General features: G+C 67.3%; 18 protein-coding genes. 17 read left to right on the top strand and 1 reads right to left on the bottom strand.

Annotation, left to right across the window (positions count from 1 at the left end):
- The first annotated feature begins 63 nt into the window (after positions 1-63).
- From ACRDPS_RS11875 to aspS, 3 genes are read left to right on the top strand one after another with little or no spacing between them, the layout of a single operon-like run.
- On the top strand, positions 64-759 hold the full coding sequence (locus ACRDPS_RS11875) for an MBL fold metallo-hydrolase (protein WP_431501843.1): 696 nt from the start codon (positions 64-66) through the stop codon (positions 757-759).
- Positions 756-2,138 carry a histidine--tRNA ligase gene (gene hisS / locus ACRDPS_RS11870; RefSeq protein WP_431501842.1) on the top strand — a complete coding sequence of 461 codons (1,383 nt, stop codon included), beginning with the start codon at positions 756-758 and terminating at the stop codon, positions 2,136-2,138. Before ACRDPS_RS11875 ends, hisS begins: the two co-directional genes overlap by 4 nt.
- Positions 2,135-3,943, top strand: coding sequence for an aspartate--tRNA ligase (gene aspS, locus ACRDPS_RS11865; RefSeq protein WP_431501841.1), 1,809 nt, complete (start codon positions 2,135-2,137; stop codon positions 3,941-3,943). Before hisS ends, aspS begins: the two co-directional genes overlap by 4 nt.
- A gap of 230 nt (positions 3,944-4,173) precedes the next feature.
- Here the strand turns inward: aspS and ACRDPS_RS11860 are convergent, their stop codons facing one another.
- Positions 4,174-4,356 carry a hypothetical protein gene (locus ACRDPS_RS11860; RefSeq protein WP_431501840.1) on the bottom strand — a complete coding sequence of 61 codons (183 nt, stop codon included), beginning with the start codon at positions 4,354-4,356 and terminating at the stop codon, positions 4,174-4,176.
- Here ACRDPS_RS11860 and ACRDPS_RS11855 point away from each other — a divergent pair.
- The 14 genes from ACRDPS_RS11855 (at position 4,343) to mltG (ending at position 21,835) form a co-directional block, all read left to right on the top strand.
- The gene (locus ACRDPS_RS11855) at positions 4,343-5,212 is read left to right on the top strand and encodes an ABC transporter permease (RefSeq protein ID WP_431501839.1); all 870 of its coding nucleotides are present in this window, start codon (positions 4,343-4,345) and stop codon (positions 5,210-5,212) included. The genes ACRDPS_RS11860 and ACRDPS_RS11855 overlap by 14 nt on opposite strands.
- A gap of 90 nt (positions 5,213-5,302) precedes the next feature.
- Positions 5,303-7,006 (top strand): ABC transporter substrate-binding protein, encoded by a 1,704-nt coding sequence (locus ACRDPS_RS11850; protein WP_431501838.1) that lies wholly within the window; start codon positions 5,303-5,305, stop codon positions 7,004-7,006.
- Between the two features lie 163 nt (positions 7,007-7,169).
- Positions 7,170-8,216, top strand: a complete 1,047-nt coding sequence (locus tag ACRDPS_RS11845; RefSeq protein WP_431501837.1) for an ABC transporter permease — start codon at positions 7,170-7,172, stop codon at positions 8,214-8,216.
- Positions 8,217-8,232: 16 nt separating this feature from the next.
- The gene (locus tag ACRDPS_RS11840; protein ID WP_431501836.1) at positions 8,233-9,321 is read left to right on the top strand and encodes an ABC transporter ATP-binding protein; all 1,089 of its coding nucleotides are present in this window, start codon (positions 8,233-8,235) and stop codon (positions 9,319-9,321) included.
- Positions 9,321-10,508, top strand: coding sequence for an ABC transporter ATP-binding protein (locus ACRDPS_RS11835; protein WP_431501835.1), 1,188 nt, complete (start codon positions 9,321-9,323; stop codon positions 10,506-10,508). Before ACRDPS_RS11840 ends, ACRDPS_RS11835 begins: the two co-directional genes overlap by 1 nt.
- A gap of 231 nt (positions 10,509-10,739) precedes the next feature.
- On the top strand, positions 10,740-11,738 hold the full coding sequence (locus tag ACRDPS_RS11830; protein ID WP_431501834.1) for an ABC transporter permease: 999 nt from the start codon (positions 10,740-10,742) through the stop codon (positions 11,736-11,738).
- A 47-nt stretch (positions 11,739-11,785) separates the two neighbouring features.
- Positions 11,786-13,597, top strand: a complete 1,812-nt coding sequence (locus ACRDPS_RS11825) for an ABC transporter substrate-binding protein (protein WP_431501833.1) — start codon at positions 11,786-11,788, stop codon at positions 13,595-13,597.
- Positions 13,598-13,692: 95 nt separating this feature from the next.
- Entirely contained in the window at positions 13,693-14,685 is a 993-nt protein-coding gene (locus ACRDPS_RS11820; RefSeq protein WP_431501832.1) for an ABC transporter permease, read from the top strand.
- 49 nt (positions 14,686-14,734) lie between these two features.
- Complete coding sequence (locus ACRDPS_RS11815; protein ID WP_431501859.1) at positions 14,735-16,087, top strand: replication-associated recombination protein A; 1,353 nt, start codon at positions 14,735-14,737, stop codon at positions 16,085-16,087.
- A 163-nt stretch (positions 16,088-16,250) separates the two neighbouring features.
- Positions 16,251-16,811: a hypothetical protein gene (locus tag ACRDPS_RS11810; protein WP_431501831.1), complete on the top strand. Its 561-nt coding sequence runs from the start codon at positions 16,251-16,253 to the stop codon at positions 16,809-16,811.
- A complete protein-coding gene (locus tag ACRDPS_RS11805; RefSeq protein ID WP_431501830.1) occupies positions 16,808-17,122 on the top strand; it encodes a DUF6167 family protein in 315 nt (104 codons plus the stop codon). The genes ACRDPS_RS11810 and ACRDPS_RS11805 overlap by 4 nt, the downstream gene beginning before the upstream one ends.
- A complete protein-coding gene (alaS, locus tag ACRDPS_RS11800; RefSeq protein WP_431501829.1) occupies positions 17,122-19,845 on the top strand; it encodes an alanine--tRNA ligase in 2,724 nt (907 codons plus the stop codon). The genes ACRDPS_RS11805 and alaS overlap by 1 nt, the downstream gene beginning before the upstream one ends.
- Positions 19,845-20,315, top strand: a complete 471-nt coding sequence (gene ruvX, locus ACRDPS_RS11795; protein ID WP_431501828.1) for a Holliday junction resolvase RuvX — start codon at positions 19,845-19,847, stop codon at positions 20,313-20,315. Before alaS ends, ruvX begins: the two co-directional genes overlap by 1 nt.
- Positions 20,316-20,422: 107 nt before the next feature.
- Positions 20,423-21,835, top strand: a complete 1,413-nt coding sequence (gene mltG, locus ACRDPS_RS11790) for an endolytic transglycosylase MltG (RefSeq protein ID WP_431501827.1) — start codon at positions 20,423-20,425, stop codon at positions 21,833-21,835.
- Positions 21,836-21,846: the final 11 nt, after the last annotated feature.

The following is a 21,846-nucleotide window of genomic DNA, read 5'->3' as shown; positions in this document are numbered from 1 at the left end:
TGCCCATCGTAGTCAGACGCCACGATGCGGCGCTGCACTGTACCGCTGGATAGGGTGTTTCTCGTGTTGATCGCCGCCTTTCCCGCCGGGCCGTGGGGCACCAACTGCTACGTCGCAGCCACCGGTCCGGGCACCGAGTGTGTCGTGATCGACCCCGGGAAGGATGCCACCAAGGGCATCGAGGAGATCGTCCGCGAGCAGCGCCTCAAGCCTGTCGCGGTGCTCCTCACCCACGGTCACGTGGACCACATGTGGAGCGTGACCCCGGTGTCGAAGACGTACGACGCCACCGCCTGGATCCACCCGCGCGACCGTCATCTCCTCGCCGACCCGCTCCAAGGGATGTCTCCGGAGTCGGCGCAGATGCTGCTCGGCATGCCGGAGGGGTCCTATGACTTCGTCGAGCCCGACGACGTCCGCGAGCTCACCGACGAGGCCACCATCGACCTGGCCGGCATGCGGCTGAGGATCGACCATGCGCCCGGGCATACCGAGGGGTCGGTCACCTTCCGGACTCCTTACCCCGACCACGCCGAGGTCAGTGACGTCCTGTTCTCCGGCGACCTGCTCTTCGCGGGCAGCATCGGGCGTACGGACCTTCCCGGCGGTGACCACGCCACGATGCTGCAGTCCCTGACCAACAAGGTGCTGCCCCTCGCCGACGACATCGTGGTGCTCCCCGGCCACGGCGAACAGACCTCCATCGGTCGCGAGCGCGCGACGAACCCATTTCTTCAGGACCTGATCACCACACGATGAACAAGCCAACACCGCTCTCCGGTTTCCCGGAGTTCCTCCCGAGCCAGCGCACCGTCGAGCGCGAGGTCATCGCGACCCTGAGCCGCACCTTCGAGCTGCACGGTTTCGGCAACATCGAGACCCGCGCCGTCGAGCCGCTGGACCAGCTGCTGCGCAAGGGCGACACCTCCAAGGAGGTCTACGTCCTGCGTCGCCTGCAGGAGGACGACAGTGCGAAAACTGAGTCCAGCAGGTCTGGGGGGATGGGGCTCCACTTCGACCTCACCGTCCCCTTCGCCCGCTACGTGCTCGAGAACGCCGGCAAGCTGGAGTTCCCCTTCCGTCGCTACCAGATCCAGAAGGTCTGGCGCGGCGAGCGCCCGCAGGAGGGCCGCTTCCGGGAGTTCGCGCAGGCCGACATCGACATCGTCGGTCGCGACACGCTCCCGTTCCACCACGACATCGAGGTCGCGCGGGTCATGCTCGAGGCCCTCGGCAAGCTGAGCTTCCTGCCCGGGTTCACCCTCCAGGTCAACAATCGCAAGCTGATCCAGGGCTTCTACGCCGGCCTCGGGGCGCCCGACGTCGAGGAGACCATGCGGCTCATCGACAAGCTCGACAAGATGCCCGCCGAGCAGGTCGGCAAGCTGCTGGTCGCCGAGGCCGGGCTCACCGAGGAGCAGGCCGCCAAGTGCCTCGAGCTGGCCACGATCACCGCCACCGACGACTCGTTCGTCGGACGCGTTCGGGCCCTGGGCGTCGAGAGCGAGCTGCTCGACGAGGGCTTGGACGAGCTCGCCACGCTGATCACCGCTACCGCACCCCTCAACACCGCGAACGTACGCATCGTCGCCGACCTGAGCATCGCCCGCGGCCTCGACTACTACACCGGCACCGTGTTCGAGACCCGCCTCGACGGCTACGAGAGCCTGGGGAGCATCTGCTCCGGCGGCCGTTACGACTCGCTGGCCAGCGACGGGAAGACCGCCTACCCGGGGGTCGGGATCTCGCTGGGGATCAGCCGAGTGCTGGTCCCGCTCGTGCAGAAGGGCGTGCTCGACGGAGACCGCAAGGTGCCGAGCGCGGTCCTGGTCGCGGTCAGCGACGAGGAGTCCCGCGGGCAGGCCGATGAGGCTGCCCAGCGGCTGCGCGCGCACAATGTCGCCTGCGAGGTCTCACCCAACGCCGCCAAGTTCGGCAAGCAGATCCGATTCGCTGAGCGCCGCGGCATCCCGTACGTCCTCTTCGCCACCGAAGGTGGCTACGAGATCAAGGACATCCGCTCCGGGGAACAGGTGCCGGTCGACCCGGCCACCTGGACGCCGGCCGAAGAAGACATGACGCCACGCGTGATCTCGACAAGCTCGATCACCGGGAACGACAACGAGGAGAAGAAGTGATCCGCACCCACGACGCCGGCACCCTGCGTGCCGAGCACGTCGGCCAGACCGTGACCCTTGCCGGCTGGGTAGGCCGGCGGCGCGATCACGGCGGGGTCGCCTTCCTCGATCTGCGCGAATCCACCGGCGTGGTCCAGGTCGTCGTCCGCGACGAGGAGATCGCCCACCAGCTCCGCAACGAGTACTGCATCAAGGTCACCGGCGAGGTCGTCGCGCGCACGAGCGAGAACGTCAACGACAAGCTGCCGACCGGTGAGATCGAGGTGGTCGCCAAGGACCTCGAGGTCCTCTCCGCCGCCGCAGCCCTCCCGTTCCCGATCGACGACCATGTTGAAGTCGGCGAGGACGTACGTTTCAAGCACCGTTACCTCGACCTGCGCCGCACCGCGCCGGGCCACGCCATCCGCCTGCGCAGCCAGGTGAACAAGGCGGTGCGCGACGTCCTCCACGAGCGCGACTTCGTCGAGATCGAGACCCCGACCCTGACCCGGTCGACCCCCGAGGGCGCCCGCGACTTCCTGGTGCCGGCACGCCTGAACCCCGGCTCCTGGTACGCCCTCCCGCAGTCCCCGCAGCTGTTCAAGCAGCTGCTCATGGTCGGCGGCATGGAGCGCTACTTCCAGATCGCGCGCTGCTACCGCGACGAAGACTTCCGCGCCGACCGGCAGCCGGAGTTCACCCAGCTCGACGTCGAGATGAGCTTCGTCGACCAGGAGGACGTCATCGAGCTCGGCGAGAAGGTCGTCGCCGCGATGTGGAAGCTGATCGGCGTAGATGTGCCGCTGCCGCTGCCGCGGATGACCTATCACCAGGCGATGGCGAAGTACGGCAGTGACAAGCCCGACCTGCGCTTCGGCCTCGAGCTCACCGAGTGCACCGACTACTTCAAGGACACCACCTTCCGCGTCTTCCAGGCGCCGTACGTCGGTGCCGTGGTCATGCCGGGTGGCGCCGCCCAGCCGCGTCGTCAGCTCGACGCCTGGCAGGAGTGGGCCAAGCAGCGCGGCGCCAAGGGCCTGGCGTACGTCCTGGTCCAGGAGGACGGCTCGCTGACCGGTCCGGTCGCGAAGAACCTCTCCGAGACCGAGGCGAGCGGACTGGCCGCGCACGTCGGCGCCAACCCGGGCGACTGCATCTTCTTCGCCGCCGGCACCGCCAAGTCGGGCCGCGGCCTCCTCGGTGCCGCCCGCCTGGAGATCGGCAAGCGGGTGGGCCTGATCCCTTCGACAAGCTCAGGACATCGCGACGAGAGCGCGTGGAGCTTCGTGTGGGTCCTCGACGCGCCGCTGCTCGAGTCGGCCTCCGACGCCGTCGAGTCCGGTGACGTCGCCGTCGGCGCGGGGGAGTGGACCGCGGTCCACCACGCCTTCACCTCGCCCCAGGACGTCGAGGGCTTCGACAAGGACCCCGGCAACGCGCTGGCGTGGGCCTACGACATCGTCTGCAACGGCAACGAGATCGGCGGCGGCTCGATCCGTATCCACCGCGAGGACATCCAGAAGCGGGTCTTCGCGCTGATGGGCATCGGTGAGGAGGAGGCCGAGGAGAAGTTCGGCTTCCTGCTCGAGGCGTTCAAGTACGGGGCGCCGCCGCACGGCGGCTTCGCCATGGGCATGGACCGCATCGTCGCCCTCCTCGCCGGCACCGACTCGATCCGGGACGTGATCGCCTTCCCGAAGACGGGTGCGGGCTACGACCCGCTCACCGCCGCTCCGGCCCCGATCACCCCCGAGCAGCGCAAGGAGGCGGGCGTCGACGCCAAGCGTGCGACACCCGCGGCCGCCAAGGACGAGGCAGGCGGCTGAAGCAGCCGTAGGGCGTGCCCCAGCACCACCAGCAGAGTCTCCGGGACCGGTACGTCGGTCCCGGAGACTCTTGCGTTGAGCCGGAAATGGCAAGAAGCCCTGCGGATCTGCGAGATCACTGGATGAAATCGGATCGTTACCGCTCGGGGCCCCATCCGGGCAAAGTGATCACATAGAGTTCCGTTCGTCGACCTCGTGGGTCGGACGCTGCCGTGCGATGGCGGCACCCACTAATGACGACTAGACAGAGGAACCATGAGCGAATCGTCCACCGTGTTCGAAGGTGAAGAACTCTCGGGTGGATCGACACCTTCGACTTCGCCTGAAGAGGCGAAGGCAATCGCCGGCAAGTCGCCGATGAGGCTCGCGATGATGCGGCTTCGCAAGGACAGGCTGACGATGGTGTCGCTCATCGTGGTGATCCTCGTGGTCGTGGCGGCCGTCCTGGCCCCGCTTCTCGTCAGGTTCGGTGTCTTGGAGCCCTTCAAGTTCCACCAGGATCTTCTTGACGCGAACGCGCTCCCGGTCGGCGGCTGGAGCGGTGCGAGTGCCGATCACCCACTGGGGGTCGAGCCCGGCACGGGCCGTGACGCCATGTCGCGGTTCTGGTACGGCATCACCTTCTCGCTCATGATCGCCCTGGTCGCAGCGACACTGTCGGTGGTCATCGGTGCGATCATCGGAATCGTCGCCGGCTTCAGCGGTGGCTGGGTCGACGCGATCCTGAGCCGCTTCACCGACCTCACTCTCTCCTTCCCGGCCACGCTGATGCTGCTGGCGCTCTCCTCCCTCGGGCTCAAGCTGGTCCAGCAGGTGACGGGCCTTCCCAACGGGCCGTTGGCGCAGGGGATCTACTGCACCGTGGTGCTCGCCATCTTCGGCTGGACCAGCACCGCACGAGTGGTGCGAGGCCAGGTCCTCTCGATCAAGCAACGCGAGTTCGTCGAGGCTGCGATCGTGCTCGGTGCGTCCAAGCCGCGGCTCTACTTCAAGGAGATCCTGCCGAACCTGTGGGCACCGCTGTTGGTCCTGGTGACCCTGATGATGCCGGCGTACATCTCCGCCGAGGCGGCACTGAGCTACCTCCAGGTCAGTGTCAAGCCACCCACCCCGACTCTGGGCAACGTGCTCTATGACTCGCTGAAGTACGCGCAGACCGACCCGTTCTACTTCTTCATGCCCGCGATCCTGATCGCGACCATCGTGATCTCGTTCAACCTTCTCGGAGACGGGTTGCGGGACGCCCTTGACCCTAAGGGCGACAGGTGAGCCTCGGGGCTCCGTAACAGAGATCGGTGTCCCGCCAGGGGACACCGCTCACCGCCAGAGGTTGGCGGTGACAACACCAAGGAGAAACAAATGCTCAAGAAGCGAGCGAAGCTCGTCGCGGTTTCGGCCGCGGGCGTGCTGGGGCTCTCGCTGGGCCTTGCTGCCTGTGGCGGCGGGGACGGCGGTGGCTCCAGCAGCAAGGGCTTGGTCATCTCGTACGAAGACCCGATCGACCACCTGGACCCGCAGCGGATCTACGTCGGTGCGGTCATCGCGAACACCACGCGTCTGGTCTACCGCCAGCTGGTGGCCTACCCGAGCTCAACCGACCCCGAGGTCTCGGGCACCCCGGTGCCTGACCTGGCGACCGACACCGGCACCTCCGCCGATGGCGGTAAGAAGTGGTCGTTCACCGTCAAGGACGGCGTGAAGTGGGAGGACGGCTCCGACATCACGTGCGAGGACTTCGCCTACGGCGCATCGCGCAACTTCGCCGCCGACGTGATCACCGGTGGTCCGGGCTTCTACCTGACCCAGAAGCTGGCTGTGGATGGTGAGTACCCCGGTCCTTACACCGCCACCCCGGAGCAGCAGGCCGCCTTCGACAAGGCGATCACCTGCGACGGCAAGACCATCACCTACAACTTCAAGACGCCGTGGCCGGACTTCCCGCTCGCGATCGCCTCGCTGCACATGATGGACCCCTACAAGGAGTCCTTCGACAAGGGCGAGAAGAACGACGACATCATCTTCTCGAACGGCCCGTACAAGGTGAAGGACTGGAACGCCCAGAAGGGCGGCACCATGGTCCGTAACGCCGAGTACGACGCGGAGACCGACGACAAGCAGTTGCGTGAGGCGCTTCCGGAGACGATCGAGTTCAAGTACGGCGAGAAGGCTTCCACGACCTACGAGAAGCTCTTCTCCGACAGCCCCGACTCGCAGTACACCATCGCGGGCCAGAGCCGGGTGCCACCGGAGTTCTACCCGCGCCTGACCGAGTCCGGCGTCAAGGACCGTTACGTCCAGGTCGAGTCGCCCTACGTCGACTACCTGGTTCCCAACCAGAACCAGATGAAGGACCCGAAGATCCGTAAGGCTCTGGCCGTGGCGACCAACGTCGAGTCGTGGATCGCCGCCGGTGGTGGCGAGAAGGCCTACATCCCCGCCGACTCGATCGTGAACCCGGCCGTCGGTGGCTACAAGCCGAACCCGGCCTACAAGGACCGCAACCTCGCCGGTGACCCGGCGGCGGCCAAGAAGCTTCTCGCCGAGGCCGGCGCGGAGACCCCTTACCCGATCACCTTCTCCTACCCGCAGAGCGACACCCTGGACAAGCAGGCTGCCGCATTGGCCCAGGGCTGGGAGGCCGCCGGCTTCAAGGTCACCCTCGACCCGCTGGGCGACGTCTACTACTCCAACATCCAGAAGCCGTCCAACAAGGCCGACGTGATGTGGGGCGGTTGGGGTGCCGACTGGCCGTCGGCGATGACTGTCACGGCAGCGCTCTTCGACTCACGCCAGATCGAGAAGACCTCCAACGGTCAGAACTACGGTAACTACAAGAGCGCTGAGGTCGACAAGCTGTTCGACCAGGCAGGCGCCTCGGCCACCATCGAGGAGCAGAACAAGTTCCTCCAGCAGGCCGATGCGAAGCTCGGTGAGGACGTTGCCTACATCCCGCTGGAGATCGCGGTCTTCAACTGGGTCTACGGCTCGAAGGTGAAGAACTTCACCACCACCGACGCCTCCAGCTCCTTCGCGGAGCTCGGCGGCATCGACGTAGAGGACTGATCCTCTCAGCTCCGCATGAAACTGCTTGGCGCGGCTCGGGCCGCTCCAGCGTAGGAGGCGGGGCTCCCCGTGAGCCCCGCCTCCCCATGTCCCTGGTCATCCTCCCCGGACGGCATCGCAAACCGGTGCACCGGCCGACCCGAACGTAAGGTGAGACCCAACGATGGTCGCCTATATCATCCGCCGCGTCATCGTCGGCGTCCTCATGCTCATTGCGATGAGCCTGGTCGTCTTCACGCTCTTCTTCGCGAACCCGGTAGACCCCGCTCAGTTCGCTTGCGGCAGGAACTGTCCCGACGACCGTATCGCCGAGACCCGGAAGGCTCTGGGCTTCCCGGACCCGAATCTGTCACCTCCCGAGAAGTTCGTCGCGACGGTGGGCCAATGGGGCGGGTTCCTCAAGGGCACTGTGGTGGGTCGCGACTACCCGCTGAACGAGGCGCTCCGTGAGGCCGCGCCCGAGCAGGTCACACATTGTCCTGCCCCTTGTCTTGGCTACTCCCAGACCAACCAGATAACGGTCAACGAAGAGATAGCCGAAGCGGCACCGATCTCGATCTCGATCGCCATGGTGGCGATCTTCATCTGGGTGGTGTTCGGCATCCTCTTCGGGGTGTTCGCGGCGGTGACGAAGGGCACGATCATGGATCGCGCTGTCGTCGGATCGACACTGATGCTCTATGCCTTCCCGACCTTCTTCGTCGGGACGCTACTGATCAACTGGGTCGCCATCAAATGGGGGATCTTCCCCGCGCCGGGATACATACCCATCGCAGACGGCGGGATCGGACAATGGTTCGTCCAGCTTCTGCTTCCCGGATTCACGCTCGCGGTCGTCTACATGGCCGGTTATGTACGCATGACCCGGGCGTTCGTTCTCGAGTCGATGAGCGAGGACTACATCCGCACCGCGAGGTCCAAGGGACTCAAGGGCCCCAAGGTGCTCTTCAAGCACGGTCTGCGAGCGGCACTGACGCCACTGGTGACCATGGCTGGACTCGACTTCGCCGCAGTGATGGGCGGTGCGATCATCACCGAGAGCGTGTTCAACTACTACGGCCTCGGCAAGCTGGCTGTCACGGCCAACACGAACTACGACCTCCCGACCGTCGTCGGGCTGGTGATTCTCCTTGGGTCTCTGGTGATCATGGCCAACATCATCGTCGACATCCTGTACGCCTTCATCGACCCGCGCGTGCGCGTCGCCTAGAGGAGGGATCTGAACCATGACCGACCTTTCCAAGACGCCCGAGACGACGCTGACCAAAGACGGCGCGTTCCTCTCCGTGCGGGACCTGAAGGTCCACTTCCCCACCTCCGACGGAGTCGTCAAGGCGACCGACGGCCTCTCCTTCGACGTGGAGCGAGGCAAGACGCTCGGCATCGTCGGCGAGTCCGGCTCCGGCAAGTCGGTCTCCAGCTCGGCGATCATGGGGCTGCACCGCGGCACCAATGCCATCCTCGGCGGAGAGATCATGCTCGAGGGCGTGGACCTGCTCCAGGTGAGCAACGAGGACATGCGCAAGCGTCGCGGCCGCGACGTGGCGATGATCTTCCAGGACCCGCTCTCCGCGATGCACCCCTACTACACGGTGGGCAACCAGATCTTGGAGGCCTACCAGGTCCACAACAACGTGACCAAGCGGGAGGCGCGCAAGCGAGCCATCGAGATGCTCGACCGTGTCGGCATCCCGCAGCCCGACCGTCGCGTGGACGACTACCCCCACCAGTTCTCCGGGGGGATGCGGCAGCGCGCGATGATCGCGATGGGGCTGATCAACAACCCCAGCCTGCTCATCGCCGACGAGCCGACCACGGCGCTGGACGTGACCGTCCAGGCGCAGATCCTCGACCTGCTCCAGGACCTGCAGCGTGACTTCGACGCGGCGGTCATCATCATCACCCACGACCTCGGCGTGGTGGCCGAGATGGCCGACGACGTGCTCGTGATGTACGCCGGGCGTGCGGTCGAGTACGGCCCGTGCAAGGAGATCCTCACCCACCCGCAGATGCCCTACACCTGGGGACTTCTCTCCAGCGTGCCGGACCTGACCGCGTCGACCGAGGCCAAGCTGCTCCCGATCCGGGGCAACCCGCCCTCGCTGCTCAACGCGCCGCCGGGTTGCGCCTTCGAGCCGCGCTGTGACCACGTGGCGAAGGTCGGTGGTGACCTGTGCAGGACGACGCTCCCAGATCTCACCCCGGCAACCAGCGGTGGCAACCACACCAAGCGCTGCCACATCGCGAACGCCGGCGAGGTCTACGAGGCGGAGATCCTGCCCGAGATCGACCCTGACCTGGTGGAGGAGGACTGATGAGCGACACGACGACGGCCCCCGTGACCACGACGGAGGAGGACAGCACCCAGCCGGTGCTGTCGGTCGAGAACCTGAAGATGCACTTCCCGGTCAAGGGCAGCGGCGTGATCCGGCGTACGGTCGGCCACGTCAAGGCCGTCGACGGGGTCTCCTTCGAGGTGCCCAAGGGCGCTGCGCTCGGCCTGGTCGGCGAGTCGGGGTGTGGCAAGTCGACCACCGGGCGGATGGTGACCAGGCTGCTCAAGCCCACCGAAGGAAAGATCGACTTCGAGGGCACCGACATCGCCAACTACTCGGGTCGGCAGCTGCACCCGATGCGCCGCGAGATCCAGATGATCTTCCAGGACCCGTCGACCTCGCTGAACCCGCGTCACACGGTCGGCTCGATCATCGGCGCACCCCTTCGCATCCACAACATGGTGCCGAAGAACAAGGTGCTCGACCGGGTCCAGGAGCTGCTCGAGATCGTCGGTCTCAACCCGGAGCACTACAACCGCTACCCGCACGAGTTCTCCGGCGGCCAGCGCCAGCGCATCGGCATCGCCCGTGCGCTGACCCTGCAGCCGAAGCTGCTGGTGGCCGATGAGCCGGTCTCCGCACTGGACGTCTCGATCCAGGCCCAGGTGATCAACCTTCTGCAGGATCTGCAGAGGGAGTTCGACATCTCCTTCCTGTTCATCGCCCACGACCTCGCCATCGTGCGTCACTTCTGCCCCGAGGTGGCGGTGATGTACCTGGGCAAGATCGTGGAGATCGGTGATCGCGAGTCGATCTACAACCATGCCCACCACCCCTACACCCAGGCGCTGCTCTCCGCTGTGCCCGACGTGAAGCAGGCCGCCATCGGCGGCCGTCGTGAGCGGATCCGGCTGGAGGGCGACGTACCTTCGCCGATCAACCCGCCCTCGGGCTGCCACTTCCGCACCCGCTGCGCCATCGCCAAGGACATCTGCTCCGTGGTCGAGCCGCCGCTGCTGCAGATCGGCAAGAAGCACAAGGTCGCCTGCCACTTCCCGGGCGAGATCCACCAGCACCCGGAGAAGCCGGTCACCGCGCCGCTGCTCGGTGTCGACGAGTTCGGTGCGCCGGACGCGGGTGCCAGCCCGGCCGAGATCCCGGGCGAGGGCCCGGGCTACGCCGAGACCTGGTACGACCTGGCGAACAACTCCCGCGGCCGCGCCTGAGGATCTCCCGCGTCTCAACAGGATTACGAAAGACGGTCCGCAGTCATTGACTGCGGACCGTCTTTGTTACATATGTGTCACACGTCACTGTCGGTATCGAACCGTTATCTGTCGGGCTGCCCGAAGCATCAGAACTTGGCATAACTTGAGGCAGCGCGCTGGTTCGGGACCGCGCCTAGTGGTCAGGTCTGGGGCGAGCGGAGCCCGACACCGAACGGAGATGCCGAGCATATGACTGTGTCCGAAGTATTGATCCAGGGTCCTGACCCTGAGATCGATCCGGAACCGCGCAGCGGCGATGTCGCCGGCCGGTCGCCGATGCGGATCGCCATGGACCGGCTGGTCTCCGACAAGGTCGCCCTGATCTGCGCCGGCATCGTGCTGCTCTACGTCCTCATCGCGGTCTTCGCGCCCCTGCTGTGCAGGCTCTTCGGCGTCGAGGTGCGCGCCGGAGACCCGGTCGCCGACACGGACTCGTTCAACTACCCGGTCATCGGCCCGCCCAACTACGGGTTCACCTGGGAGGCGCCGCTCGGCCTGGAGCCCAACTCGGGCAACGACCTGCTCGCGGAGTGGTTCTACGGCGCACGTACGTCCCTGCTGGTCGCCACGATCGCCACGATCGTCTCGACCGTGGTCGGCGTGGTCCTCGGCCTGATCGCGGGCTACAGCCGTGGTTGGGGCGACCGGGTGGTCACGTTCGTGACCGACCTCTTCCTCACCCTGCCGTTCCTACTGGTCGCGATCGCGGTCTCTCCGATGCTCGTGGAGCGTTGGAAGGAGAACCCGGCGATGCTCGACGACGCCTCGCTGATCACGCTGATCGTGATCCTCTCCGTCTTCGGGTGGATGGGCCTGGCCCGGCTGATCCGTGGCGAGGTGGTCTCGCTGCGCGAGCGGGAGTTCATCGAGGCCGCGCACGTCCTCGGGATGCCCACTCACCGGATCCTGTTCAAGGAGCTGCTGCCCAACCTGGTCGCCCCGATCGTCGTCTCGTTCTCGCTGAGCCTGCCCGCCGTCATCGCCGCCGAGGCCACGTTGGCCTACCTCGGTGTCGGTGTCACCGGTCGCCCGTCGTGGGGTCAGACGATCCTGCGCGCGCAGAACTGGTTCGACGAATACCCCCTGTTCCTCTACGCGCCGATCGTCGGGATCGTGGTCCTGGTCTTCGCGCTCAACCTGCTCGGAGACGCCATCCGCGACGCCTTCGACCCCAAGTCTTTCCGGTGAGCACGTCGTCGGAGAGAGGCATCAACCATGGAAGGTGGAGACCTACGATGAGAATCAAGAGAACAGTGATCGCCGCCAGTGCGATCGCTGCGCTGACGCTCACCGCTGCGTGCGGTGGAGGGGGCGGCGGTGGCGAGGACACAGGCGGCGAGTTCAAGTCCGGCGGCGGCGCCGGTGCCGGCAAGGACGCCACCGCCGAGGGTCCGCTGGAGATCCCGGAGGACGCCAAGGAGGGCGGCACGATCACGGTGCTGTCCAACAACGCGCCGCACACCCTCGACCCGACCCGGACCTACTACGTCGACTCCGGCGCGATCATGTCCGGCCTGGTGACCCGCTCGCTGACGCAGTACGTCTACGACGAGAAGACCGATGACTCGATCCTCGTCCCTGACCTCGCCACCGACCTCGGCCAGGTCTCCGAAGACGGTCTGACCTGGACCTTCGAGCTCAAGGACGGGATCAAGTACGAGGACGGCACCGAGATCACCGCCGAGGACGTCGTCTACGGCATCAAGCGCTCGTTCGCCATCGACACCCTGACCGACGGCCCGACCTACCAGACCACCTTCTTCAAGGACGGCGACAAGTACAAGGGTCCGTACGCCGACACCGACGCCGAGCTGAAGAAGCTCGCCGACTACGACGCCAGCGCCGGATGGTACGGCGGCGAGGACTACGACGGTGTCGAGGCCGATGGCAACAAGGTGATCATCCACCTGGCCAAGCCGTTCCCCGAGCTCGACTACTACGCCTCGTTCCCGGTCTTCTCGCCGATCCCGAAGGCGAAGGACAAGGACCCGCTGGCCTACGAGAGCCACCCGATGGCGACGGGCCCCTACAAGTTCGAGTCCTACAAGCCCGGCGTCTCGCTCAACCTGGTCAAGAACGACCAGTGGGACCCCGACACCGACCCCGGCCGTATCCAGGCCGCCGACGGCTTCAACTTCAAGTTCGCCCAGGACGTCGCGAAGATGGAGAACCAGATCCTCGGCGACAAGGGCGCAGCCCAGACGATGATGAGCTACGACGACGTCACCCCGCCGACGTACAAGTCGATCAAGGAGAAGGCGCCGGAGAACCTCGTCGAGGGCACCTCGCCGTGCACCTACATGTACCGACCGGACCAGACCAAGATCACCGACAAGAAGGTCCGCGAGGCGATCAGCTGGGCCTACCCCTACAAGGCCGCCTGGAAGGCCTCCGGCGAGATCATCGGAGTCACCATCCAGCCCGGCACCTCGCTGCTGCCCCCGGGTACCGCGGGCCGGGTCGAGTACCAGTACCCGAAGGGCCAGGACGGGCAGACCACCGACCCGGAGAAGGCCAAGGCGTTGCTGAAGGAAGCCGGGGCCGAGGGCTTCGAGATCAAGTGGCACTACCAGCGCGACGACGAGCGCTCGGTGGCGAAGAAGGACCAGATGGTCAAGGGGTTCGAGGCCGCCGGCTTCAAGGCGACCCCGGTGGCCTCGACCGACGAGACCTACCGTGACGACGAGAGCAACCTGGACGCTCCGGTCAACCTCCGCTACGGCGGCTGGTGCTCCGACTGGCCCTCGGGCGGCTCCTGGTTCCCGGCGCAGTGGATCGGCTCGAACGCCAACAAGGCGGGCATGCCGAACCCGACCAACTTCAAGGAGGCCGACGCCGACGCGAAGCAGGCCGAGATCCTGAAGATGGACGCCGACAAGGTCCCCGCGGCCTGGGGCGAGTTCGACAAGTGGATGCAGGAGACCTACATGGTCGAGATCAACGCCGGCTACGACGCGAACGCCTTCATCAAGGGTTCCAAGGTCGGTGGGGTCGTCAACGACCCGGTGAAGGGCATGCCGGCCTTCTCCATGATGTATCTCAAGTGAGGTGGCCGGCCGGCGTGGGCGCTCCCCACGCCGGCCGGTTGCACGACCTCGGGCCCGGGCCCATCACCACTTTCTAGGAAGCGAGACCTCCGTCCATGTTCGGTTTTGTCGTACGCCGGTTGATCTCAGCGGTGTTCGTGCTGTTCGTGATCTCGGTGGCGGTGGTTGCGCTCTTCACCTACGGTCCGAGTGACCCCGCGGATGCGATGTGTCCGGAGCCGAAGTGCACGGCGGAGCGGCAGGACGCGATCCGGGAGGCGCTCAACCTGGACGCGCCGATCCACGTCCAGTACGCCGAGTACATGTCCGGGATCGTCAACGGCCGCCAGATCGCCTTCGGCTCCGAGGCGTACGACTGCGACGCCCCGTGCTTCGGGGTCAGCTTCATCTACCGGGTCAACGTCTGGGACGACATCAAGGACCGGATCGGGCCGACGGTCTCGGTCGCGGCCGGCGCGGGCGTCACGATCCTCCTCATCGGGGTGCCGATCGGGATGTTCGCGGCCAGACGCCGGGGCACCTCGGCCGACAAGGCCGTCATCGGTGCCACCCTCGTCATCGAGTCGATCCCCTACTACCTGTTCGTCCTGCTCGCCTTCCTCTACCTCGCGGTCGGCGCCGGGATCTTTCCGCAGGAGGGCTATCACCCGCTGACCGACTCACCGCTGAAGTGGGCCTGGGGCCTGTTGCTGCCCTGGCTGGCGCTCGGGCTGGTCAACTCCTCCAAGTACGCCCGGTTCACCCGCGGGTCGATGATCGAGGCGTTCAACGAGGACTACGTCCGGACGGCGCGGGCCAAGGGTCTGCTCGAGCGGAAGATCGTCAACAAGCACGCGCTGCGGGCGGCGGTCGTCCCGATCGTGACGATCTTCGGCATCGACTTCGGCGCGCTGCTGACCGGAACGATCTTCACCGAGCTGATCTTCGGCATCCCCGGACTCGGGCTCCGGGCGCTCAACGCCGTGGGCCAGAGCGACCTGCCGGTGATCGAGGCGACCACCCTGATCTCCGCGGTGATCATCGTGATCACCAACCTCCTCGTCGACCTGTTCTACAGCGTCCTGGACCCACGCGTACGCCTCACCTGACCCCGCCAGGCCCGCCGCATAGGGTGGCGGTGTGGATGGGCTATTCGAGATGGGGGCCGCTGCCGGCGCGACGCGCGGCGGGTCGCTGAGTCACAGTGACCACGCGGCTGCGCCGCTGGCGGTGCGGATGCGGCCACGTACGCTCGAGGAGCTCGTCGGACAGAGCTCGCTCAAGGCGTCCGGGTCGCCGTTGCATCAGGTCGTGGAGGGCGGACAGTCGCTCTCGCTGCTGCTCTGGGGACCGCCGGGCACCGGCAAGACGACGATCGCCAGCATCGTGAGCAAGTCCACCGACCGGCGCTTCGTCGAGGTCTCGGCCGTCTCGGCCGGGGTCAAGGAGGTGCGCGCGGCGATCGACGCCGCGCGGGCCGAGCTGGTCGCGACCGGCAAGGAGACGGTGCTCTTCGTCGACGAGGTCCACCGGTTCAGCAAGGCGCAGCAGGACGCGCTGCTGCCGGGTGTCGAGAACCGGTGGGTCACCCTGGTCGCGGCGACCACGGAGAACCCGTTCTTCTCGGTGATCTCGCCGCTGCTGTCGCGTTCCCTGCTGCTGCGGCTGGAGTCGCTGACCGACGACGACATCCGTGGCGTACTTCGTTCTGCTCTGGAGGACGAGCGTGGCCTCGGCGGGACGGTGACGATCTCCGACGACGCGCTCGACCATCTCGTACGCCTCGCCGGCGGTGACGCGCGGAGGTCGCTCACCTATCTGGAGGCGGCTGCTGGTGCTGTACCGGGCGGAGTCTCGACAGGCTCGACCACCGCCGCGGAGATCACCCTCGAGGCGGCCGAGAGAGCCGTGGACCAGGCGGCGGTGCGCTATGACCGGCAGGGCGACCAGCACTACGACGTGGTCAGCGCCTTCATCAAGTCGGTGCGCGGCTCGGACGCCGACGCCGCGCTGCACTATCTGGCGCGGATGATCGAGGCGGGGGAGGACCCGCGGTTCATCGCCCGCAGGCTGATGATCCTCGCCTCCGAGGACATCGGGCTGGCCGACTCGACCGCGCTGCAGACCGCCGTCGCCGCGGCGCAGACCGTGCAGCTGATCGGTATGCCCGAGGCTCAGCTCACCCTGGCGCACGCCACCATCGCCCTCGCCGTCGCGCCGAAGTCCAACGCGGTCACCAACGCCATCTTCGCCGCGCGCGCCGACGTCGCGGCGGGCAAGATCGGCAACGTACCTCCCCACCTGCGCGACGCCCACTACGAGGGCGCGAAGAAGATCGGCCACGGCGACACGTACAAGTACGCCCACGACGAGCCCTTCGGCATCGCCACCCAGCAGTACGCACCCGACACGGTCGCCGACGCGACCTACTACCAACCCACCACCCACGGCGCCGAGGCCTCGGTCAAGGAGCGCTGGGAGAAGATCCGCGGCATCGTACGCGGCACCTGACCCCGAACGGCCGAGTCGGCTCGTCCTGACACGATTCCCCGCCGAGTCGGCTCGTTGTAACGAGCCGACTCGGCGCGAATTCTGGTCAGAACGAGCCGACTCGGCGGGGTGTCGGCGTTGCCAGGGGCGTGCGCCCGCAGGGGTGGCTATAGGGTTTGGGGCGATGAACTCGGTTAGCTTGCCCGCGTGGGCCCTGGGAGCTGCGGTGGGGGTGGTCGTACTCCTGGCGCTGCTCGTCGTGCTGCTCGCGATCGGAGCTCGCCGCAAGGCTCAGCGCCGGCTCCTGGAGTCCGAGGCCAGCGAGGCCGAGCTGCGCGAGCGGCTCGAGGCGCTGGAGAAGCGGCTGACCCAGCCCGAGCCGGGATCGCGCCGGCGGCGCCGGGACGAGAAGGACGAGAGAGAGTATGTGATCACCTCCCTCGCCGACGACGGTGAGCCGGTCGAGGTGGAGCCGGTGGCGCAGCGTACGTTGACCGCGCCGGCCTTCGCGGACGCCGTGTTCCGGGAGACGATGGTGCACAGCGCCGCTCTGGTCCATGGCGTGCGCCGGGCGTTCTCGCCCGAGGTGAGGTTCAAGATCCGCTACGAGATGCACCGCGAGGTCAAGCGCTCGCGCAAGGACCGCAAGAGCGAGATGCGCGACGCGCTGCGTGAGTACCGGGCCCGGCAGCGTGCCGAGGTGCCCGATCAAGATCGAGACGTACGTATGGAGGACTCTGCATGAGGGGCGCGATCTGGTTCATGGCCGGAGCCGGCGCGGGTATCTACGCGCTGGTACGAGGGCGCCGGGCGGCCGAGGCGTTCACCGCCGACGGGCTCCGGGACCGCGCCCAGGCGCTCGGGGTGGGTGCCCGTGTCTTCCGCGACGAGCTCGCCGTCGGCAGGGCGGAGAAGGAGCTCGAGCTCCGCGAGTGGATAGAGGCCCGCACGGCTGGGCCGAAACAGATTGGCGCCACCGGTGTCGGTCAGCAGAGACTTGGATTGACAGGGCCCGAGAACGAGGCCCAGCAGAACACGGAAGGTAGTACCCCCTGATGGAGTGGTTGAGCACGGCGGAGATCCGCCGCCGTTTCACGGCGCATTTCGCCGAGAACACCGAGGTCGGCGAGCACACGGTGGTGCCGTCGGCATCGCTCCTGCTCGATGACCCCAACCTGCTCTTCGTCAACGCAGGCATGGTGCCGTTCAAGCCGTACTTCCTCGGTCAGGCCACCCCTCCCTACGACCGGGCGACCTCGGTGCAGAAGTGCATCCGTACGCCCGACATCGAGGAGGTCGGCAAGACCACCCGGCACGGCACCTTCTTCGAGATGTGCGGCAACTTCTCCTTCGGCGACTACTTCAAGGAAGGCGCGATCACTCTCGCCTGGGAGCTGATCACCAAGTCGGTCGCCGATGGTGGCTTCGGCTTCGACGAGTCGATCCTCTACCCCTCCGTGCTGGACGGGGATGACGAGGCGGTCGGCCTGTGGAAGAAGATCACCGGCCTGCCCGACGACCGCATCGTGCGGCTCCCCCCGAGCGAGAACTACTGGTCGATGGGCGTGCCCGGGCCCGGTGGCCCGTGCTCGGAGATCCTGATCGACCGCGGCCCGGAGTTCGGCGCCGAGCGTGACTGGGAGGCGGGGGACCGCTACCTGGAGTTCTGGAACCTCGTCTTCATGCAGGACAACGTCGTCGCGGCGCGGTCCAAGTACGACGTCGACATCGACGGAGCCCTGCCGCAGAAGAGCATCGACACCGGCCTCGGCCTCGAGCGGGTCGCCTACCTGATGCAGGGCAAGGCGAACATGTACGAGACCGACGTCGTCTTCCCCGTCATCGAGAAGGCTGAGGAGCTGACCGGCAAGAAGTACGGTGCCGGCGCCGGGCCCGACTCTTGGGAGGACGACGTCCGCTTCCGCGTCGTCGCCGACCACGTGCGGTCGTCCCTGATGCTCATCGGCGACGGGGTGACCCCGGGCAACGAGGGCCGCGGCTACGTGCTGCGCCGACTGATGCGCCGGGCGATCCGCAACATGCGGCTGCTGGGCTACGAGGACCCGGCGATGCCCGAGCTGCTGCCGATCTCCCGCGACAAGATGGGGGAGACCTACACCGACCTGCACACCGAGTGGGACCGCATCAAGCGGGTCGCCGACGCCGAGGAGGAGGCGTTCCGCAAGACCCTCGAGGCCGGCACCCAGATCTTCGACCTGGCCGCCGGTGAGGTGAAGACGAGCGGATCGAGCACGTTCTCCGGTGCCAAGGCGTTCCAGCTCCACGACACGTACGGCTTCCCGATCGACCTGACCCTGGAGATGGCCGCCGAGTCCGGCCTCGAGGTCGACGAGGCCGGCTTCCGTGGGCTGATGAGCGAGCAGCGGGAGCGGGCCAAGGCCGACGCGCGCGCCAAGAAGGGCCAGCACGCCGACCTGTCGGCCTACCGCGGCATCCTCGACGCCAACGGACCGACCGACTGGCAGGCGTACACGACTCTGGAGACCGAGTCGAAGCCGCTCGCGCTCCTGCGGGAGGGCAAGCCGGTCGACGTGCTCGGGCCCGACGAGATCGGTGAGATCGTCCTCGACCGCACTCCGTTCTACGCCGAGTCCGGTGGTCAGTCCGCCGACGCCGGCATCATCGAGTTCGACGGTGGCCGCTTCGAGGTCATCGACGTGCAGCGCCCGGTCAAGGGTCTCGTGGTGCACCAGGTTCGCGTCGTCGACGGCGAGTTCGCCGCCGGCTCGACCAGCGGCGGTCTCGTGCACGCGCAGGTCGACCACGAGTGGCGCACCGGCGCCCGCCAGGCCCACTCCGGCACCCACGTGGTGCACGCGGCGCTGCGCGAGGTGCTCGGTCCGACCGCGCTGCAGTCGGGCTCCTACAACCGTCCCGGCTACCTGCGTCTCGACTACGGCTGGACCAAGGGCCTGACCCCGGCGCAGATGCACGAGATCGAAGAGGTCTCCAACAACGCGCTGCGGGCCGACCTGCCGGTCTCGTGGGACTACATGACGCTCCCGCAGGCCAAGGAGTGGGGCGCGATCGCCCTCTTCGGCGAGACCTACGACGACACCAAGGTGCGCGTCGTCGAGATCGGCGGCCCCTGGTCGCGCGAGCTGTGCGGTGGCACCCACGTGGACCACTCCGCCCAGATCGGCACCGTCGTGGTCACCTCGGAGGCCTCGGTCGGCTCCGGCAACCGCCGCATCGAGGCCTACACGGGCGTAGAGGGCTTCAACTACCTCGCCCGCGAGCGCGACGTCGTCTCCGAGCTCAACCTGCTGCTCAAGTCGAAGTCGGACGACGTGGTCGGCCGGGTCTCCGACCTGATGGAGCGGCTCAAGGCCGCCGAGAAGGAGATCGCCCGGGCACGTACGGCCCAGCTGCTCGCCTCGGGTGGCTCGATCGCGGCCTCCGCGGTCGACGCCAACGGCGTCAAGGTGGTCGCCCAGCGGGTGCCCGGTGTGGGCGGCGGTGACGCGCGCACGCTCGCTCAGGACGTACGTTCTCGGCTGGGTGAGGCGCCGGCGGTGGTCGTCCTCTTCGGCACTGAGTCGACTGGTGAGGGCTCTGACAAGGTGGCCGTCGTGGCCGCGGTCAACCCGGCCGGCATCGCCAAGGGCGTCAAGGCCGGTGACCTGATCAAGGAGCTCGCGCCCGTCGTCGGCGGCCGAGGTGGCGGCAAGCCCGACTTCGCCCAGGGCGGTGGCACCGAGGTCGGCAGGATCGACGACGCGCTAGCCATGGTCAAGAGCTTGGTGACGGGCACCTGATGCGACACGGCGTCCGTCTCGGTCTCGACCCAGGGGATGCCCGGATCGGCGTCGCCAGGAGTGACCCCACGGGGTTCCTGGCGACGCCGCTGGAGACGGTCAAGAAGGGTCGCGGTGACCTCGCTCGACTGCAGGCGATCGTCGGCGAGATCGGCGAGGAGTCGACGATGCTCGAGGTCGTCGTCGGGATGCCCCGGTCCCTGAAGGGCGGGGAGAATCCGGCGACTGTTAAGGTCCGGGCCTTCGCCGCGTCCTTGGCGCGGCGGGTGGCCCCGGTCCCGGTGCGCCTCGTTGACGAGCGGCTCACGACCGTCTCCGCGGAGGCTATGCTCCGTGAGCGAGGTCGCAAGGGCCAGGACCGTAGAGCAGTGGTGGACATGGCCGCGGCGGTTGTGATCCTGCAACATGCATTGGACAGTGAGCGCGCTTCGGGGACCGCGCCTGGAGAGATCGTTGAGGTCGGTCATTGAGTGACAGGTACAACACCCCGGACCCGCGTGACCCCCGTCGTCCGGGCCCTGGACCCCGCGGTCGCGACCCGCGCGGCTATCCGGCTCGCGCGCAGGACCCTCGGCAGATGCCTCCCCAGCGCCCCGGCCAGCCGGGCCAGCGTCCTCCCCAGCAGCCGGGCCAGCAGTTGGGCCAGCAACCAGGCCAGCTGCCGGGCCAACGTGCGCCGTTCCGCCCGGTTCCCGGTCAGGGGCCGGGTCCCGCACCCCACCCCGGTCTCGGAACGCCGCCGCCGGGCTACGGCCGGCAGGCTCCGCCGCCGGCGCCGGCGCCGTCGCGTGGCTACGCCGGTGGACCGGCCTACCAGCAGCAGCCCGGTTTCCTCGAGGACGGCCGTGGAGGCTACCCCGAGCGGGATCCGTACTTCGACAGCGAGCCGCCCAAGCGCAAGCGCCGCTTCGGTGGCTGCCTGGCCGTTCTGGTGGCCCTGGCCGTCGTGCTCGGCGGGGTCTACTTCGCCGGCGACCGAGCCATCGACTACCTCAAGGACAAGGTCGCGCCGCCGGCCGACTACGCCGGTCCCGGCACGGACCCGGTCTCCTTCGAGGTCCACCAGGGCGACTCGGTCTCAGCGGTCGGCCGCAGCCTGAAGGAGGTCGGCGTGGTGGAGTCCGTCGACGCCTTCATCGACGCCGCCAACGCCGAGGGACTCAGCGTCCAGGTCGGCTTCTACCCGTTGAAGAAGGAGATGAAGGCCGAGGACGTCGTCGAGATCCTCGCCAACCCGGAGAACATCGACACGATCAACGTCACCATCACCGAGGGCTCGCGGGCCAAGGCCATCTACAAGGTCCTCGCCGAGAAGACGGACAAGAAGCCGGCCGAGTTCAAGAAGGCCGCGCAGGACACCGAGGGCATCGGGCTCCCCGACTACGCGGGCGGTGAGATCGAGGGCTACCTCTTCCCGGCGACGTACGCCTTCCCGCCCGACTCGACGCCGACCGAGATGCTCGCGATGATGGTCGACCGGTGGGAGCAGGCGCTCGGCGACAACGACATCGAGGCGCGCGCCAAGCAGCTGAAGTGCGATGACGGCAAGGCGTGCACGGCCGAGCAGATCATGACCGTGGCCTCCCTCGTCGAGGCGGAGGGTCGCGGTGAGGACATGTCCAAGATCTCGCGGGTGATCTACAACCGTCTCGATCCCAAGATCGACGACGGAGCCACCAACGGGACGCTCGGGATCGACGCGTCCAACGCCTACGGGATCGGGAAGTCCGGCACCACCCAGCTGACCTCCGCCGAGCTGGCCAAGGACACGCCGTACGAGACCCGTCGTCGCGCCGGCCTGCCGCCGACGCCGATCGGCTCGCCCGGTGACGCGGCGATCGAGGCGGCGCTCAACCCGGCCAAGGGCAACTGGCTCTTCTACATCACGGTGAACCTGAAGACCGGCGAGACCAAGTTCACCCGCGACTACGAGGAGTTCCAGCGCTGGAGCGCCGACCTGGACGCGTACTGCGCGAAGAACAAGTGCTGAGGCAAGGAGAA

It is taken from the genome of Nocardioides sp. (assembly GCF_050699375.1).
GTDB lineage: Bacteria > Actinomycetota > Actinomycetes > Propionibacteriales > Nocardioidaceae > Nocardioides.
The sequence above is the reverse complement of the archived record's forward strand: the minus strand, read 5'-3'. Positions and strand labels throughout refer to the sequence as shown.

Coding starts and splice junctions, on each gene's coding strand:
- hisS (WP_431501842.1), top strand. CDS start 756: ATGAACAAGCCAACACCGCTCTCCGGTTTCCCGGAGTTCCTCCCGAGC.
- ACRDPS_RS11855 (WP_431501839.1), top strand. CDS start 4,343: ATGGTGTCGCTCATCGTGGTGATCCTCGTGGTCGTGGCGGCCGTCCTG.
- ACRDPS_RS11860 (WP_431501840.1), bottom strand. CDS start 4,356: ATGAGCGACACCATCGTCAGCCTGTCCTTGCGAAGCCGCATCATCGCG.
- ACRDPS_RS11850 (WP_431501838.1), top strand. CDS start 5,303: ATGCTCAAGAAGCGAGCGAAGCTCGTCGCGGTTTCGGCCGCGGGCGTG.
- ACRDPS_RS11845 (WP_431501837.1), top strand. CDS start 7,170: ATGGTCGCCTATATCATCCGCCGCGTCATCGTCGGCGTCCTCATGCTC.
- ACRDPS_RS11840 (WP_431501836.1), top strand. CDS start 8,233: ATGACCGACCTTTCCAAGACGCCCGAGACGACGCTGACCAAAGACGGC.
- ACRDPS_RS11835 (WP_431501835.1), top strand. CDS start 9,321: ATGAGCGACACGACGACGGCCCCCGTGACCACGACGGAGGAGGACAGC.
- ACRDPS_RS11830 (WP_431501834.1), top strand. CDS start 10,740: ATGACTGTGTCCGAAGTATTGATCCAGGGTCCTGACCCTGAGATCGAT.
- ACRDPS_RS11825 (WP_431501833.1), top strand. CDS start 11,786: ATGAGAATCAAGAGAACAGTGATCGCCGCCAGTGCGATCGCTGCGCTG.
- ACRDPS_RS11820 (WP_431501832.1), top strand. CDS start 13,693: ATGTTCGGTTTTGTCGTACGCCGGTTGATCTCAGCGGTGTTCGTGCTG.
- ACRDPS_RS11815 (WP_431501859.1), top strand. CDS start 14,735: ATGGGGGCCGCTGCCGGCGCGACGCGCGGCGGGTCGCTGAGTCACAGT.
- ACRDPS_RS11810 (WP_431501831.1), top strand. CDS start 16,251: ATGAACTCGGTTAGCTTGCCCGCGTGGGCCCTGGGAGCTGCGGTGGGG.
- ACRDPS_RS11805 (WP_431501830.1), top strand. CDS start 16,808: ATGAGGGGCGCGATCTGGTTCATGGCCGGAGCCGGCGCGGGTATCTAC.
- alaS (WP_431501829.1), top strand. CDS start 17,122: ATGGAGTGGTTGAGCACGGCGGAGATCCGCCGCCGTTTCACGGCGCAT.
- ruvX (WP_431501828.1), top strand. CDS start 19,845: ATGCGACACGGCGTCCGTCTCGGTCTCGACCCAGGGGATGCCCGGATC.
- mltG (WP_431501827.1), top strand. CDS start 20,423: ATGCCTCCCCAGCGCCCCGGCCAGCCGGGCCAGCGTCCTCCCCAGCAG.